Genomic DNA, 15,164 nt, shown 5'->3' on the forward strand with positions numbered 1-15,164 from the left:
CCCGGATCACATCGAGGGAGGAGAGGATGCCAAAGCGTCTGCGGCTGACACGCCGACCGAATATCGCCATGAGCGAGGATGCCTATCGCCGCCTGCGCAGCCTGTCGTCAGAGGCCGGGCTGGACGAGGGCGAGTTCCTGTCCTTCCTGTTCGAAAACTGGTCAAGCTGCATCAACGAAGAGAAATTCGTCGCACGGCTGCGCCTGTTCAATTCCGAGCTGGACGACCGCAAGCGATGACCTTGACCCGTTTTTCGTCCTTGCTCTCTCGTCAGCAGATCACCGGACCGAAGGAGCGCATCGCATGACCAACACGCTTTATTGCTTTGGCGAAAGCGGCAACGCCTACAAGGCCGCGCTGGCCCTGGAACTGGCCGGGATCCCGTGGGAGGCCCGCTTCGTCGATTTCTTCAACGGAGAAGCCCGCAGCCCGGAGTTTCGCGCGATCAACCCGATGGGCGAGGTCCCTGTCCTCGACGCGGACGGCACGATCCTGACCCAGTCGGGCGTGATCCAGGATTGGGTCATGGATGAAAGCGGCAAGCTGTGCGGAGACGGCGCCAGGGCCACGCGCCGCGAGATCCTGCGCTGGACGATCTTCGACAACCAGAAGGTCTCGGGCCAGGCCGGGCCTCTGCGGTTCCTGATGAACTTCCTGCCCGAGGACAAGCGCCCGCACGAGGTCATAGGGTTCATGGCCGGTCGCCTCAAGGCGGCCTTGCAGGTTCTGGAGGCAGAACTCGGCACCCGCGATTGGCTGGTGGGCGACAGCCTGACCTGCGCTGACCTGAGTTGCTGCGGATACCTCTATTACGATGAGCCCTTCACCTTCGACCGATCCGACTACCCCGCCATTTCCGTATGGCTCGACCGGATCGCCGCGACGCCGGGATGGAAGCATCCTTACGATCTGATGCAGCGGGCTTTCCCGTCTGCCTGACACACCAGTGCCCCGTCGCCGGGGCGACCAAGTGACCAACGGAGCGCACATAATGACCGAAGCCTATATCTACGACGCGATCCGCACACCGCGCGGCAAGGGACGCAAGGACGGCGCCCTGCACGAGGTGACATCGGCCCGCCTGTCGGCCTTCACGCTCAACAGCCTGAAAGAGCGCAACAACCTCGACGGCCACGCGGTCGAAGACGTGATCTGGGGCAATGCCACGCAGGTGATGGAACAAGGCGGCTGCCTTGCACGCACCGCCGTTCTGGCCTCGGATCTGGACGAGCGCATTCCCGGCCTGTCGATCAACCGCTTCTGCGCTTCGGGGCTGGAGGCCGTGAACCTTGCTGCCAACCAGGTCAAGGGCGGTGCAGGCGACGGCTATATCGCCGGCGGGGTCGAGATGATGGGGCGCGTCGCCATGGGCTCGGACGGAGCGGCCATCGCCGTCGATCCCTCGATCGCGATGAACACCTATTTCGTGCCGCAAGGCATCAGCGCCGATATCATCGCCACCGAATACGGGATTTCCCGCGATGATGCCGACGCGCTGGCCGTCGAGAGCCAGAACCGCGCCGCCGCGGCCTGGGCCGACAACCGGTTCGAAAAGTCGGTCGTTCCCGTCAAGGACATCAACGGCCTGACCATCCTCGACCGCGACGAATACATGCGTCCGGGCACCGACATGCAGGCGCTTGGCGCGCTGAAACCGTCCTTCAAGGACATGGGCGAGCAGATGCCCGGCTTCGACGCGATTGCCCTGATGAAGTACCCCCATCTCGAGGCGATCAACCACATCCACCATGCCGGGAACTCCTCGGGGATCGTGGATGGCGCGGCCGCCATCCTCATCGGCAACAAGGAATTTGGCGAGAAATGGGGCCTCAAGCCGCGTGCCCGGATCAAGGCCACGACCAAGATTGGCACCGACCCGACCATCATGCTGACCGGCCCCGTGCCGGCGACCGAGAAGATCCTCGCCGATAGCGGCATGTCGATCTCGGATATCGACCTGTTCGAGGTGAACGAGGCGTTCTCCTCGGTCGTGATCCGCTTCATGCAGGCCTTCGACGTGGACCATTCCAAGGTCAACGTGAACGGGGGCGCCATCGCCATGGGCCACCCGCTGGGCGCAACCGGCGCGATCATCCTCGGCACGCTGCTCGATGAATTGGAGCGCAGCGGCAAGGGCACCGGCCTTGCCACGCTTTGCGTCGCCTCCGGCATGGGGGCCGCAACGATCATCGAGCGCGTTTAACCCGAGCAAACCCTGGCCCGAACAGAGAGCGTCGCATGTCCGCAGATCCCGCGAAAATCTACCAGGATTTCCTCGACAGGACGGGCGACGCTCTGCTGGCCAACGATGCTGCCGCCTTCCTGGATCATATCGTTCTACCGCACCGCATCATGACCGAAACCGAGACCATCCTGATCGAGGACGCCGCAACCGCGCGCCGCCATTTCGATGGCTTTGCCGCGGCGCTTCGGTCGCAGGGGGTCGATGTCTATGTGCGCACGGTGAAACGGGCCGAGCGCGTGGCACCCGATCGCATCATCGGCTGGCATGAGGCCTTCATCACCTCGTCGGGAAAACTGGTCGCGCCGCGGTTCGAAAACCAGGTCGAGCTGATCCATCGCGACGGGCGTTGGGGGTCCATCTGGACCCGCCATTTCACCCGGTTCGTTGCGTGGCCGGATATCCTGCCGCGGGAGGGGCGCTGATGCTCACACACGCGAAAGAGAGCTACTGGGCTTGGCTCGACCGCGTCTGGGCCGATCTCTGGCATTGCCGGGTCGAAGGAGCGCACCGCACCTACATCCTGCGAGGCGGCACCTACGCCCTCGATCCGTTTCAAAACGACATGGCGCTGGTCCTTCGGGCCGGCGCCTGGCTGGGCGCTGGCCTGCGCTCGGCCTTTGATACCTGCACCTGCACAATCCTGTCGCCCGCTCACCTGATGGAGTCCAGACGGACCCGGCCGGGCCAATGTAAAGAAGGATGATGACCATGACCGATTTCACCATGAAGATCGACGAGGACGGCGTTGCCATCGTCACCTGGGACGTGCCCGGCAAGTCGATGAACGTGCTGTCGCGGGAGGCATTTGCGACGGTCGAAACGCTGATCGACGAGGCGCTGGCCGATGACGCGGTCAAGGGCATCGTCATCACCTCGGGCAAGGACAGCTTTGCCGGAGGCATGGACCTGAACACGCTGGCCACGATCCGCGAAGAATCGGGCGACGACCCCGCCAAGGGCCTGTTCGATTTCACCATGAACGGCCACCGCATTCTAAGAAAGCTGGAGCGCGCGGGCCTCGACCCCAAGACGAACAAGGGCGGCAAGCCCATCGCCTGCGCCATCCCCGGCACCTGCGCGGGCATCGGCACCGAAATCGCGCTGGCCTGTCATCGCCGCTTCATGGCCGACAATCCGAAGGCCAAGATCGGCCTGCCCGAGATCCTGGTCGGCATCTTCCCCGGCGGTGGCGGCACAACGCGCTATTCCCGCATGGTCGGCGCGATGGCCGCGGCCCCGGTCCTGCTGGAAGGCAAGATGCTGGAGCCGAAAAAGGCCAAGTCGGCGCAATTGATCGACGAGGTCGTTCCGGCGGATGAGTTGTTGTCTGCCGCCAAGGCGTGGGTGCTGTCGGCAAAGGACGCCGATATCGTCAAACCTTGGGACCAGAAGGGCTGGAAAATGCCCGGTGGCACGCCCTATCACCCGGCGGGCTTCATGACCTTCGTCGGGGCCTCCGCCATGATCAACGGCAAGACCAAGGGCGTCTACCCGGCGGCCAAGGCGCTGCTCTCCTCGGTCTACGAAGGCGCGCTGGTCGATTTCGATACGGCCCTCAAGATCGAGGCGCGCTGGTTCACCTCCGTTCTGATGAACCCGTCCTCCAGCGCAATGATCCGGTCACTCTTCCTCAACAAGGAAGCGCTGGAAAAGGGCGCGAACCGGCCTGCGGTCGAAGATCAGCGCGTGCAAAAGGTCGGCGTTCTGGGCGCGGGCATGATGGGCGCGGGCATCGCCTATGTCAGCGCGAATGCGGGCATCGAGGTCGTCCTGATCGACGCAACGCAAGATGCGGCAGATCGCGGCAAGGCGCATGCCGAGGGCATCCTCGACAAGGGGATGAAGCGCGGCAAGGTCACGGCCGAGAAGAAGGAACAGGTGCTGGGTCGGATCACCGCCACCACCGATTACACCGCGCTTGAGGGCTGCGACCTGATCGTCGAGGCCGTGTTCGAAGACCCCGGCGTCAAGGCCGAGGTGACGAAAAAGGCCGAGGCCGCGATGCTGGACACCGGCGTTTTCGCCACCAACACCTCGACCCTGCCAATCACAGAACTGGCCAAGGCCAGCGCGCGGCCCGAGCAATTCATCGGCATCCACTTCTTCAGCCCTGTCGACAAAATGATGCTGGTCGAGATCATCAAGGGCGAACAGACGGGCGATATCGCCGTGGCCAAGGCGCTGGATTTCGTGCGCCAGATCCGCAAGACGCCCATCGTGGTGAACGACGCGCGCTTCTTCTACGCCAACCGCTGCATCATCCCCTACATCAACGAAGGCATCCGCATGGTGGCCGAAGGGGTGGAACCCGCCCTGATCGAGAACGCCGCCAAGCTGGTCGGCATGCCGCTGGGTCCGCTGCAACTGGTGGACGAGACCTCGATCGACCTTGGCGTCAAGATCGCCAAGGCGACCAAGGCCGCGATGGGCGACGCCTACCCCGACGAGGCCGTCGAAGAGGTGCTGTTCTGGATGGCCGACGAGGGCCGACTTGGCCGCAAGTCGAACGCGGGCTTCTACGCCTATGACGAGGCGGGCAAACGCGGAATGATCTGGCCCGGTCTGCGCGACAAGTACGAGGTCGCCGCCACCCAGCCAGACCTGACCGAGGTGCAACATCGCCTGCTCTTTGCGCAGGTGCTGGAGGCCGTGCGTGCGCTCGAGGCCGGTGTCCTGACCGACATCCGCGAGGGCGACGTGGGCGCGATCCTCGGCTGGGGCTTCGCGCCATGGTCGGGCGGCCCGTTCAGCTGGCTCGACATCCTCGGCACGCCCTATGCCGCCGAGCGCTGCGAGCAGTTGCAAGCCGCCTATGGCGACCGGTTCGCTTGCCCTGCCCTCCTGCGCGAGATGGCGGAGAAGAACCAGACGTTCTACGGGCGGTTCGGGGCGCAGGCCGCCGCGGCCTGACGCGACCTTCATCCGACTGGAATTTGGGGCGACGGTCATCCGTCGCCCCTTTTTCTTTCAAGGGCCTTGGGCTTCGCGACCGGGCTCAGAAACATTCCCCATGTCGGTTGCTCCCTCACCGGTCATGCCAGATGATCGGCGGGCACGCGCGGCGCAGAAACGGGAGGGCCTCAAATGACAGCCAAACAGGAGTGGCATGGCGTGGAGGCCAGCTTGCGTGGCCCGTTTCGGGTGGCGGCTCATGTGCATCGCGCCGGGGCAGCGCCGGGTGATCCGGCGCCTTATACGGGGGCGGACAGCTTTACCTTCGTGCGGGTGCGCGTCACCGATGCCGATGGTGTCACCGGCGATGGGTTCACGGGTCGGTTCCTCGCGGCTGAAGTGGCGCATCTGCTCAACGGGGCGATTTCGGATGCCCTCGCGGATCGGTCGGGAGACGTCCTGCTTTCAGAGCTCATGGCGGACCTCGCCCGGGTGCTGAACCCACGCGGGATGACGGGTGTCGTCGTCTCCGCCCTGTCGGCGCTGGAGGTCGCCCTGTCCGACATGGCCGGCAAGCAGGCCGGACACAGCGTGTCGGCATTGCTGGGCGGCCAGAGAGGCGCGGCACCGGTGCACGTGACCTGCGGCTTTCCGGCCCTCGATACCGACGACTTGGTATCCGTTTGCGCCGAAGAGATCGCGATGGGCGCGCGGGGCGTGAAGGTCCTGATTGCCGCCAAGGGGCGCGGCCCGGAGGAGGATGCCGCGCGCCTGCGTGCCGTGCGCGAGGCGATCGGTCCCAAGGCCGAGCTGATCGCCGACGCGAATTGCGGCATGGACCTCGAGACTGCACTGACCTTCTGCGGCCTTGTCGAAGACCTGAACCTCACCTGGCTGGAAGAACCCGTGCATCGCAACGACCGCCACGCCCTGCGGCGGCTGTCCGAGAGGCAGGGCATTCCACTGGGGGCTGGCCAGATGGAGCAGAGCGGCGAGCGGTTCGAACTGCTCATCGAGGCGGGCGTCGATGTCATCCAACCCAACGCGGTTTTCGCGGGCGGCCTTGCCGCGGCGGTGTCGGCAGCGCAGGCGGCCGTCACCCACGGACGGGCCGTGTCCCCGGCGGGCGGCTGGGACCTTGTGAACCTGCACTGGATGTGCGGCGCGATGCAGACGGGCGCCATCGAATTGCACCGGGCGCAGGCGCGGATCGTGCGGTTGCTGATGCCAGACATGGCGCAGGCGCAAGACGGGTTTCAGCCTGTGCCCGATGCACCCGGGTTCGGGTGGACACCTGACGAGGATGCCTTGGCGCGGTGCCGTCTGTCCTGAGACACTCGGCGCGAAAAAAGTTCGACGGAAACCCGCCCGCGATCCGTATCACCCATATCCCTTCGGTCGGGTCGTTCTCCCGGCCCGATCTGCCCGCCCGCGCACGGTCCCCAAGTCGCGTGGGCGGGCTTTTTTCCGTCCTTGGCACTCCATACTCCGGCAAGTCCGGCTGCGCAGGCCAATCCCCCTTTCCTTTTCTTGCGCGGCTTGCCATGTCTTTCCTCAGATTCTTGCGCAAGAGGGAGGTTGGCCATGGGCTGGATGAAGGACGAAACCGGGCTTGAGAGACGCGCGGCGAATTTCGTGCCGCTGACGCCGCTGTCCCACCTGAAACGCGCGGCGCAGATCTTCGCCAACCGCACGGCTGTCGTCGACCGGTCCTTTCGCACCACCTATGCAGAGCACATGTCGCGGGTGACGCGACTTGCCTCCGCCCTGGCGCGGCGCGGCGTGCATCCGGGCGATGTGGTGGCCACGGTGCTTCCCAACACCTATCCGCATGTCGAGGCGCATTTCGGCGTGCCCGCCTGTGGCGCGATCCTCAACTCGATCAATATCCGTCTCGATATCGGCACGATCAGCTACATCCTCGACCATGGCGAGGCGAAGGTGATCCTGTGCGACACCCAATTCCTCGGCACGGTCGAAGCGGCGATGAAGGAGATGGAGGCCGAAGACCTGCCCCTGATCGTCGAGGTGCCGGACGAGGCGGCGGGCTATCACGCCAGCGGCCGGCACGTGACCTACGAGCAATTGCTGGCCGAGGGCGACCCCGAGTTCGAATGGATCATGCCGCAGGACGAATGGGAATCCATCGCGCTGAACTATACCTCGGGCACCACGGGGCGGCCCAAGGGGGTCGTTTATCACCATCGCGGGGCGTATCTCATCTCGATGGGGACGCCGATTTCGTGGCGCATGACGCTCTACCCGACATACCTGACCATCGTGCCGCTTTTCCACTGCAACAACTGGTGCCATGTCTGGACCATGCCCGTGGTGGGCGGCACCACCGTCTGCTGCCGCGAGATCACGGCCAGGAACATCTACGACGCCATCGCGGATGAGGGCGTGACCCATTTCGGCGGTGCGCCGATCGTGCTGAACATGATCGTCAACGCCAAGGACGAAGAGCGCCGGGACTTCGACCACACGGTCGAGGTCTTTACCGCCGGCGCCCCGCCCGCCGCGGCGACCCTCGCGGCCATCGAGACGATGGGCTTCAACATCACGCAGGTCTACGGCCTGACCGAGACCTATGGCCCGGCCACCGAATGCACCTTCAAGGATGGGGTCTGGGATGTTCTGGAGGGGGCCGACCGTGCCATGGTCAAGGCGCGCCAAGGCGTGCCCATGCCGCAGATGGACCACATCACGGTGATGGAGCCCAAGCACATGGAGCAGATCCCGATGGACGGCGCGGCGCTTGGCGAAATCATGATGCGCGGCAACGCGGTGATGAAGGGCTATTACAAGAACCCCCGCGCCACCCGCGAGGCGTTCCGCGGCGGCTATTTCCACACCGGCGATATCGCCATGCAGCACCCCGACACCTACGTGCAGATCGCCGACCGCGCCAAGGACATCATCATCTCGGGCGGCGAGAATGTCAGCTCGGTCGAGGTGGAAGGCGCATTGATGCATCACCCTGCGGTCCTGCTGTCGGCCGTCGTGGCCAAGCCCGATGACAAATGGGGCGAGGTCCCTTGCGCCTTTGTTGAGCTGAAAGACGGTGCCGAGGCGACCGAGCAGGAGTTGATCGATTTCGTCCGCCAGCGCCTTGCCGGGTTCAAGACGCCCAAGCACGTGGTGTTCCAGGAACTGCCCAAGACCTCGACCGGGAAAGTCCAGAAATTCGAACTGCGCAAAGCGGCCGCCGCGTTGTAGGGGCGTGTCCGATCACGCGTTGAGCAAAACCGGGTAAGCGGTTATCCTGTTTGACAAAGAACGATGAGCAGGATGACAGGCGTCCATGACCGCGCTGGAGCAATATCGGCGGCTCGAGGCCCTTGGCCTGTGGCGTGAAAGCCCCGCCGACCAGCGCCGCGAGGTCGTGGTCTCGCTCGGCGATGCGACGCTTGTGATCTCGACCCCGTCCGAAACAGCGCTGACGCATTGGTCGCTTCCAGCGATCGAGCGCAAGAACCCGGGTCGGGTGCCCGCGCTTTACGCACCCGGCGCGGACAGCACCGAGCAGTTGGAACTCGAAGACCCCGACATGATCGAGGCCCTCGAAAAGGTCCTGACCGCGATCCGCCGGTCCGGTCCACATCCAGGGCGGCTCAGGTGGCTGCTCAGCGCGACGATCGGGGTCGGGGCGATGGCCTTGGCGCTTTTCTGGCTGCCCGAGGCGTTGACCCGGCAGACGGTCTCGCTTCTGCCGCAAGCCAAGCGCGCCGAAATCGGGGAAGCCCTCCTCGATGAGATCACCCGGCTGGCCGGTCGCCCCTGCACTGCGGCCCGCGGGCGCGCCGCGCTGCAAGACCTGACCAACCGGGTTTTCCAGGGCACGCGCGTTCCGGGCGTGATCCTCCTTCCGGCCACGATCCCCGACACCATCGCCTTGCCGGGCAACCTGATCGTCGCCTCCGCCGCGCTGGTCGAGGATTTTGAAACACCCGAGGTGCTCGCCGGGTTTCTTTTGGCAGAGGACGTGCGTCGACAAGCAAGCGACCCGATCCAGACGCTGCTTGAGGATGTGGGCTTGGTCGTAACCTTCCGCCTTCTCACGACGGGGGAGATCGCCGATGACGCCCTCGCCGCCCATGCAGTCACGTTGCTCAGCCGGCCCCAACCACCGGTCGACGAGGCGACACTCGTCGCGCGCTTTGCCGCTGCCAATCTCTCGACACAGCCTTACGCCTTCGCGCGGGACGTGTCGGGCGAGACAGTCCTCGGCCTGATCGAGGCAGACCCGATGCGGACCTCAGGCGCCACCCCGCTCCTGCCCGATGACCGGTGGGTCAGCTTGCAGGAGATCTGCTCAGGAGGCTGATCGCGGCACTGCCCGTAGGCACGGCACAAGGGATCAGGGGCTAACTCCCGTGCCGCGCCTATTCGGCGGCGACCAGACGCCGAGGCACCGTGTCGGTCCAGACCATGGCCATCTCGGCCTCACCGGAGACGTGGCGAATACCGCGCAGCGGGTTGATCCGGCCATCATCCCAGACCTGCACGTAGCCCTCGGGGATAACCCTTTCCGGTGCTGGCGGCGGAACGATGCGCGCGGGCAGGTGGCCGGTCGAACTGAGGGTCTGGCCGTTATACGAGGCAGGGTTCAGGGCCGCGCCCGCGCGGTCGATGCCGCGCGCCGCATCGCCTGGATGAACGGCTTGCGGGCCGCAGCGTACGCCGGGGCCGGACAGGTACTGCGCGGTCAGGCCGGTCAAACCCGGGCATGTGGTGCGCACCTCGGTGGGCGGCGGCGTTGGCGTTGCCGGGCGGGCGGCTGCCGGGGCCGTGGCGGTGGGAGCTGGCAGAACACGGATACCGGGCGTCGACACCGCTGCGGGAGTTTGCCGGATCACCGTGCGGGGCTGTGCGGCCGTTGGCACGGTTGCGGGCGGTGTGGCAGGCGACACAGCGGCAACAGCCGTCGCGGGACCGCCGATCACGGTGACACCCGGGCCGGGATTGGCCGGATCGACGCTGCCCGGAGCAGGGCCCGCACCGGCCACGCGCGTCGGCTGGTAACCGCACAGCTGGCGTCGGTCGCGCCCGACGCGCGGCACCCATTCGGTGGCGCTGCCATAGCCGACGCGCACGAAGACGCAGCCTTGGCTGTCCACGTATTGCTCACCGCTGTAGCTGCTCGGCGGGGTTTCCGCTGGCACGGTCTGTTGTGCAAAAGATGCGCCTGTTGCCGCCACAGCTGCTGCACAGCCGAAGACGGTGGCGCGGACGATCTGGTTAATCCGCATGCAAGACCCCCAGGTTTGCTGGCCCGAGAGTGGCGCAACACTTACCTCAAGTAAAGGCGCAACAACGATTATTTGGTTCCATACATCCTGTCGCCTGCATCGCCGAGGCCAGGCACGATATAGCCATGGTCGTTCAGGTGGTCGTCCAGCGACGCCGTCACGATGGGCACATCTGGGTGCGCTTCCTTCATCCGGGCCACCCCTTCGGGCGCGGCCAGCAGGCAGAGGAAGCGGATGTTCTTGGCTCCGGCCTCTTTCAGCATGTCGATTGCGGCTGCGGAGGAATTGCCGGTGGCCAGCATCGGATCGACGACAATGGTGATCCGTTCTTCCAGCGCGTCAGGCACCTTGAAGTAGTACTTCACCGGTTGCAGCGTCTCGGGGTCGCGATAGAGGCCGACGAAGCCCACACGGGCCGCCGGCACAAGGTCGAGGATCCCGTCGAGCAGCCCGTTGCCTGCCCGCAGGATCGAGATCAGGGCGAGTTTCTTGCCCTCGATCATCGGCGCGTCCATCGGGCAAAGCGGCGTGTCGATCGTCTTGGTCGTCATCGGCAACTCGCGCGTCACCTCGTAGGCCAGAAGATGCGCAATCTCGCGCAGAAGCTGGCGGAAGGTCTTGGTCGAGGTGTCCTTCTCGCGCATCAAGGTCAGCTTGTGCTGCACGAGCGGATGCTCGACCACGGTGAGATGTTCGGTCATGTCCTGTCCCCCAGTTTCTTGCGGATCTTGTCTTTCGTGGCCTCGTCGCAAAAGGCCGCGTCGATGGCATTTGCGTTGATCTCGGCGAAATCCTCTTCGCCCCAACCAAAGGTGGCGGCAAGGTTTTCGTATTCCGCCGTCATGGTGGTATGGAAAAACGGCGGGTCGTCGGTGGAAACCGTGACCTTCACGCCGCGGTCACGCAAGCGCTGGATCGGGTGGGCGGACCAGCCCGGATAGACCCCGAGCGCCACGTTCGACCCCGGGCAGCATTCCAGAACGATCCCCTGCTCGGCCAGGTCATCGACCAGCGCGAGGTCGTCGATCGACTGCACCCCGTGGCCGATCCGCTCGGGCCGGAGCGCCACCAGCGCATCGCGGACCGATTTCGCCCCGCCCCATTCCCCGGCATGCACGGTCAGCCGCAGCCCGGCCTCGCGGGCACAGTCGAAAGCCCAGGTGAAATCGGCGGGTTTCCCCTTCATCTCGTCGCCCGCCATCCCAAAGCCCGTCAGCCAGTCGCCCACCGTTTCGGCGGCGCAGAGCGCGATGGGCTTCGCTGCCTCGGGGCCAAAATGACGGATGCAGGTGACGATACCGCGCAGCGTGATGCCGAAGTCGCGCTCGGCCTCCTCGGCGGCCTCGCGGATCGCGGCGAGGTAGTCGCGCCACGCATCGACATCCCCACCGCCGCAGAAATCGGGGCTGAGGAAGGTTTCGGAATAGACGACACCGTTGGCGGCGCTTTCCTCCAGCACGGCGCGGGTCAGGCGGGCGTAATCCTCGGGGCTGGTCAGAACGCTGGTCGCGGCCTCGTAGACGCTCAGGAAATGCACGAAATCGCGGAAAGCATAGCTGCCGTCCTCGCGGAAAATGCCGGACAGGTCGACGCCCTTTTCCTTGGCCAGGCCACGGATGAAGGCAGGCGGTGCGGCGCCCTCGTGATGGAGGTGAAGCTCGACCTTCGGGATCTCTCTCATGCGCCGATCACCCATCCGATGAACGCGATGATGAACCCGAACAGGATCGCGCCGCGCCACGGCGTGCGCGGGCGTCCGATCAGCGGGCCTATGTAGCGCACGGCCAGCGTGACCACCACGAAGGTCATCACGAAATAAATTTGTTCAGAGGTCATGAGCCCTCACAGAAAACTGGTGCCGGGTCCCTCGGCCGGGATGCCCATATGCGCCGCGACCGAGGCCGCGACATCGGCAAAGGCGCGGATGCCGATCTGCCCCGAATAGGGCCCCTTGGCAAGCACGGGCACCCTTTCGCGGGTGTGGTCGGTGCCGCTCCATGTCGGGTCATTGCCATGATCTGCGGTCAGGATCATCAGGTCATCGGGCCGCATCGCCGCCAGAACAGGGCCGATGGCGGCGTCGAACCATTCGAGATGGCGCGCATAGCCCGACACGTCGCGGCGATGGCCATACAGGCTGTCGAACTCGACGAAATTGGCGAAGGTCAGGCTGCCATCCGGGGCTGAGTCGACGCTGGTGGCGAGGTGGTCCATCAAGGTCCGGTCATCGCCTTTCAGCACTTCGTCGACCCCCTGCCCGGCAAAGATGTCGCGGATCTTGCCGATGGCGATGGTCTTGCGCCCAGCACTTTGCGCCCAGTCCAGCAGGGTCGGTGCAGGCGGCGTCATCGCGTAATCGTGGCGGTTGCCGGTCCGGGCATAGCTGCCCGGTTCGCCGACGAAAGGTCGGGCGATCACGCGGCCCACGCGGCGGTCATGCAGCATCGGCGCAAGGCCCTCGCACAGCGTCAGCAGGCGGTCCAAGCCGAAGCTTTCTTCATGCGCGGCGATCTGGAAAACGCTATCGGCCGAGGTATAGCAGATCGGCCAACCGGTGCGTTGATGCTCCGCGCCAAGGCGCGCGATGATCTCGGTGCCGCTGGCATGGCAATTGCCGAGGATCCCGTCGGTGCCAGCCAGACGCTTCGTTTCTTCGACGATATCCTCGGGGAAGGCCGGCGTCGTGTCGGGGAAATAGCTCCACTCCCACGGCACGGGCAGACCGGCCAGTTCCCAGTGGCCCGAGGGCGTGTCCTTGCCTGCGCTGATCTCTTGCGCCGCGCCCCACAGGCCGACCGGGTCGGCGTCGAGCCCCTCGCCCCGTGCGCCAGAGGCCAGCCTGAGCGCCGCACCCAGCCCCAGCGCGTCGAGATGCGGCAGGTGCAAAAGCCCGCTGCGCCCCTCTTCGGCCTGCCCCTCGGCGCAGGCCGCTGCGATATGCCCGACTGTGTTCGCACCGGTATCGGGCCGGTCACCGTTGAAGAAGTCGTCTGCATCGGGCGCGCCGCCGATCCCGACGCTGTCCATCACAACGAGAAACGCACGGGGCATCACCCGATCCTTTCGTGGATCAGCGGCGGAAGATCCGGCGCGCTGTCGGACAATTCGAAAGCCCCGCGCAGGCTGGCCGCGACGGCGCGGCCCGCCTCTTCGCTGGCCGCATGGATGCGCAACAGCGGCGTCTGCGCATCGACCTCGTCGCCGAGCCGCGCAATGGCAGAGAGGCCCACCGCGGGGTCCACCCGGTCGGTCTGCTTCAGACGCCCGCCGCCCAGATGCACGACCGCCTCGCCCAAGGCGCGCGTATCGATTGCTGCGACCACCCCGCTTTCCCCCGGATGCACGTCCAGCATCACCGGCGCCGCCGGCAGCCTGTCACTCCAACGTTCCGTGAAATCCGCCGGACCGCCCAGGATGGCGACCATTTCCCCGAAGATTTCCGCGGCCTGTCCATCGGCCAGAACGGAGGCGATCCGCCCTTCCCCGTCGGCGGCATCGGCGGCCAACCCGCCAAGCGCCAGCACCTCGCCGCCAAGCGCGATGGTGATGCGGGCAAGGTCGGATTCGGTGTCGCCCCCGGTCAGGGCCTCCATCACCTCGATCACCTCAAGCGCATTGCCGGCGGTGCGCGCCAGCGGCTGGTTCATGTCCGTAACCAGCGCCGAGGTCATGCAGCCCGCGCCTTGCGCCGTGCTGACAAGGGATTGGGCCAAGGCCAGCGCATCGGCCGGGTCGGCCATGAAGGCACCCGAGCCGACCTTCACGTCGAGGACAAGGGATTCCAGCCCCGCCGCCAGTTTCTTGGAGAGGATCGAGGCGGTGATCAGGTCGATCGACTCCACCGTGCCGGTCACGTCGCGGATGGCATAGAGGCGCTTGTCGGCGGGCGCGATATCGGCGCTTGCGCCCACGATGGCGCAGCCGATATCGGCCACGATCTCTTGCAGGTCCTCGATGGAGACCTGCGTCTGGTAGCCCGGGATCGCTTCGAGCTTGTCGAGCGTGCCCCCGGTATGACCAAGCCCGCGCCCCGAGATCATCGGCACGAAGGCGCCGCAGGCCGCGAGCGCCGGGGCCAGCAGCAACGAGACCGCATCGCCCACGCCACCGGTGGAGTGCTTGTCGACCACCGGGCCGTCGAGATCCCATTTCAGGACATCGCCCGTTTCCCGCATCGCTGTGGTCAGCTGCACGCGGCCCGCCTTGCCCAGCCCCTTGGTGCAGACCGCCATGGCAAAGGCGCCGGCTTGCGCGTCCGTCACCTCGCCGGAGGCAAGCCCATTGGCGAACCAGAACAACTCCGCCTCGGTCGGATGGATCCCGTCGCGCAGCTTGGCGAGAATGGCGCGGGCGTCGGTCACGTGCGGGCCTCGGACGCATCCATATGGCCTGCATCGAACCGGCCCGGAAGCAGCTCGGCCACGGTCATGGACAAGGTCTCGCCTGACGTCGTCGCCATGGTCACGACCACGTCGCCCGAGGCAAATTCCGCGATCTTCTGGCGACACCCGCCGCAGGGCGGCACGGGCGCGGAGGCTTGGGCGATCACGGCAATCTCGGCGATCCTCGTGTCGCCCGAAGCGATCATCGCGGCGATGGCCCCGGCCTCGGCGCAGGTGCCCTCGGGATAGGCGACATTCTCCACGTTGCAGCCCAGGTGAACATTCCCCTCGACCGAGCGGATGGCGGCCCCGACCTGGAAATTCGAGTAGGGCGCATAGGCCTTTGCGCGCACGATATCCGCTGCCTCGACCAAGATTTCTGACATGGGGCGC

16 protein-coding genes are annotated in these 15,164 nt (G+C 65.7%); 9 read left to right on the forward strand and 7 right to left on the reverse strand.

Going from position 1 to position 15,164, the window contains the following annotated elements:
- Window positions 1–26: 26 nt before the first annotated feature.
- From KUV65_RS17360 to KUV65_RS17400, 9 genes are all read left to right on the forward strand, one after another.
- A complete protein-coding gene (locus tag KUV65_RS17360) occupies window positions 27–239 on the forward strand; it encodes a hypothetical protein (RefSeq protein ID WP_222191990.1) in 213 nt (70 codons plus the stop codon).
- A 64-nt stretch (window positions 240–303) separates the two neighbouring features.
- On the forward strand, window positions 304–939 hold the full coding sequence (locus tag KUV65_RS17365) for a glutathione S-transferase family protein (protein WP_222191991.1): 636 nt from the start codon (window positions 304–306) through the stop codon (window positions 937–939).
- A gap of 52 nt (window positions 940–991) precedes the next feature.
- On the forward strand, window positions 992–2,203 hold the full coding sequence (locus KUV65_RS17370) for an acetyl-CoA C-acetyltransferase (protein WP_222191992.1): 1,212 nt from the start codon (window positions 992–994) through the stop codon (window positions 2,201–2,203).
- Window positions 2,204–2,238: 35 nt separating this feature from the next.
- On the forward strand, window positions 2,239–2,667 hold the full coding sequence (locus tag KUV65_RS17375) for a hypothetical protein (protein WP_222191993.1): 429 nt from the start codon (window positions 2,239–2,241) through the stop codon (window positions 2,665–2,667).
- Window positions 2,667–2,948 carry a hypothetical protein gene (locus KUV65_RS17380; RefSeq protein ID WP_222191994.1) on the forward strand — a complete coding sequence of 94 codons (282 nt, stop codon included), beginning with the start codon at window positions 2,667–2,669 and terminating at the stop codon, window positions 2,946–2,948. The genes KUV65_RS17375 and KUV65_RS17380 overlap by 1 nt, the downstream gene beginning before the upstream one ends.
- Window positions 2,949–2,953: 5 nt before the next feature.
- Window positions 2,954–5,155: a 3-hydroxyacyl-CoA dehydrogenase NAD-binding domain-containing protein gene (locus tag KUV65_RS17385; protein ID WP_308124724.1), complete on the forward strand. Its 2,202-nt coding sequence runs from the start codon at window positions 2,954–2,956 to the stop codon at window positions 5,153–5,155.
- A 174-nt stretch (window positions 5,156–5,329) separates the two neighbouring features.
- Window positions 5,330–6,469, forward strand: a complete 1,140-nt coding sequence (locus tag KUV65_RS17390) for a mandelate racemase/muconate lactonizing enzyme family protein (protein ID WP_222191996.1) — start codon at window positions 5,330–5,332, stop codon at window positions 6,467–6,469.
- Window positions 6,470–6,721: 252 nt separating this feature from the next.
- Entirely contained in the window at window positions 6,722–8,356 is a 1,635-nt protein-coding gene (locus KUV65_RS17395) for an AMP-binding protein (RefSeq protein ID WP_308124725.1), read from the forward strand.
- An 85-nt stretch (window positions 8,357–8,441) separates the two neighbouring features.
- Window positions 8,442–9,464 carry a hypothetical protein gene (locus KUV65_RS17400; protein WP_222191997.1) on the forward strand — a complete coding sequence of 341 codons (1,023 nt, stop codon included), beginning with the start codon at window positions 8,442–8,444 and terminating at the stop codon, window positions 9,462–9,464.
- Between the two features lie 58 nt (window positions 9,465–9,522).
- Here KUV65_RS17400 and KUV65_RS17405 read toward each other — a convergent pair whose 3' ends face one another.
- The 7 genes from KUV65_RS17405 to KUV65_RS17435 form a co-directional block, all read right to left on the reverse strand.
- Window positions 9,523–10,302 (reverse strand): hypothetical protein, encoded by a 780-nt coding sequence (locus KUV65_RS17405; RefSeq protein WP_222191998.1) that lies wholly within the window; start codon window positions 10,300–10,302, stop codon window positions 9,523–9,525.
- 155 nt (window positions 10,303–10,457) lie between these two features.
- Window positions 10,458–11,090, reverse strand: a complete 633-nt coding sequence (upp, locus tag KUV65_RS17410) for a uracil phosphoribosyltransferase (protein WP_222191999.1) — start codon at window positions 11,088–11,090, stop codon at window positions 10,458–10,460.
- Entirely contained in the window at window positions 11,087–12,070 is a 984-nt protein-coding gene (locus tag KUV65_RS17415) for an adenosine deaminase (protein ID WP_222192000.1), read from the reverse strand. Before KUV65_RS17415 ends, upp begins: the two co-directional genes overlap by 4 nt.
- Complete coding sequence (locus tag KUV65_RS17420; protein ID WP_222192001.1) at window positions 12,067–12,225, reverse strand: hypothetical protein; 159 nt, start codon at window positions 12,223–12,225, stop codon at window positions 12,067–12,069. The genes KUV65_RS17415 and KUV65_RS17420 overlap by 4 nt, the downstream gene beginning before the upstream one ends.
- 6 nt (window positions 12,226–12,231) lie before the next feature.
- Window positions 12,232–13,440, reverse strand: a complete 1,209-nt coding sequence (locus tag KUV65_RS17425) for a phosphopentomutase (protein ID WP_222192002.1) — start codon at window positions 13,438–13,440, stop codon at window positions 12,232–12,234.
- Complete coding sequence (locus KUV65_RS17430; RefSeq protein ID WP_222192003.1) at window positions 13,440–14,750, reverse strand: thymidine phosphorylase; 1,311 nt, start codon at window positions 14,748–14,750, stop codon at window positions 13,440–13,442. Before KUV65_RS17430 ends, KUV65_RS17425 begins: the two co-directional genes overlap by 1 nt.
- On the reverse strand, window positions 14,747–15,157 hold the full coding sequence (locus tag KUV65_RS17435; RefSeq protein ID WP_222192004.1) for a cytidine deaminase: 411 nt from the start codon (window positions 15,155–15,157) through the stop codon (window positions 14,747–14,749). The genes KUV65_RS17430 and KUV65_RS17435 overlap by 4 nt, the downstream gene beginning before the upstream one ends.
- Window positions 15,158–15,164 lie beyond the last annotated feature (7 nt).

The sequence above is a fragment of the Maritalea mobilis genome, from assembly GCF_019800885.1.
GTDB lineage: Bacteria > Pseudomonadota > Alphaproteobacteria > Rhodobacterales > Rhodobacteraceae > Roseibacterium > Roseibacterium beibuensis.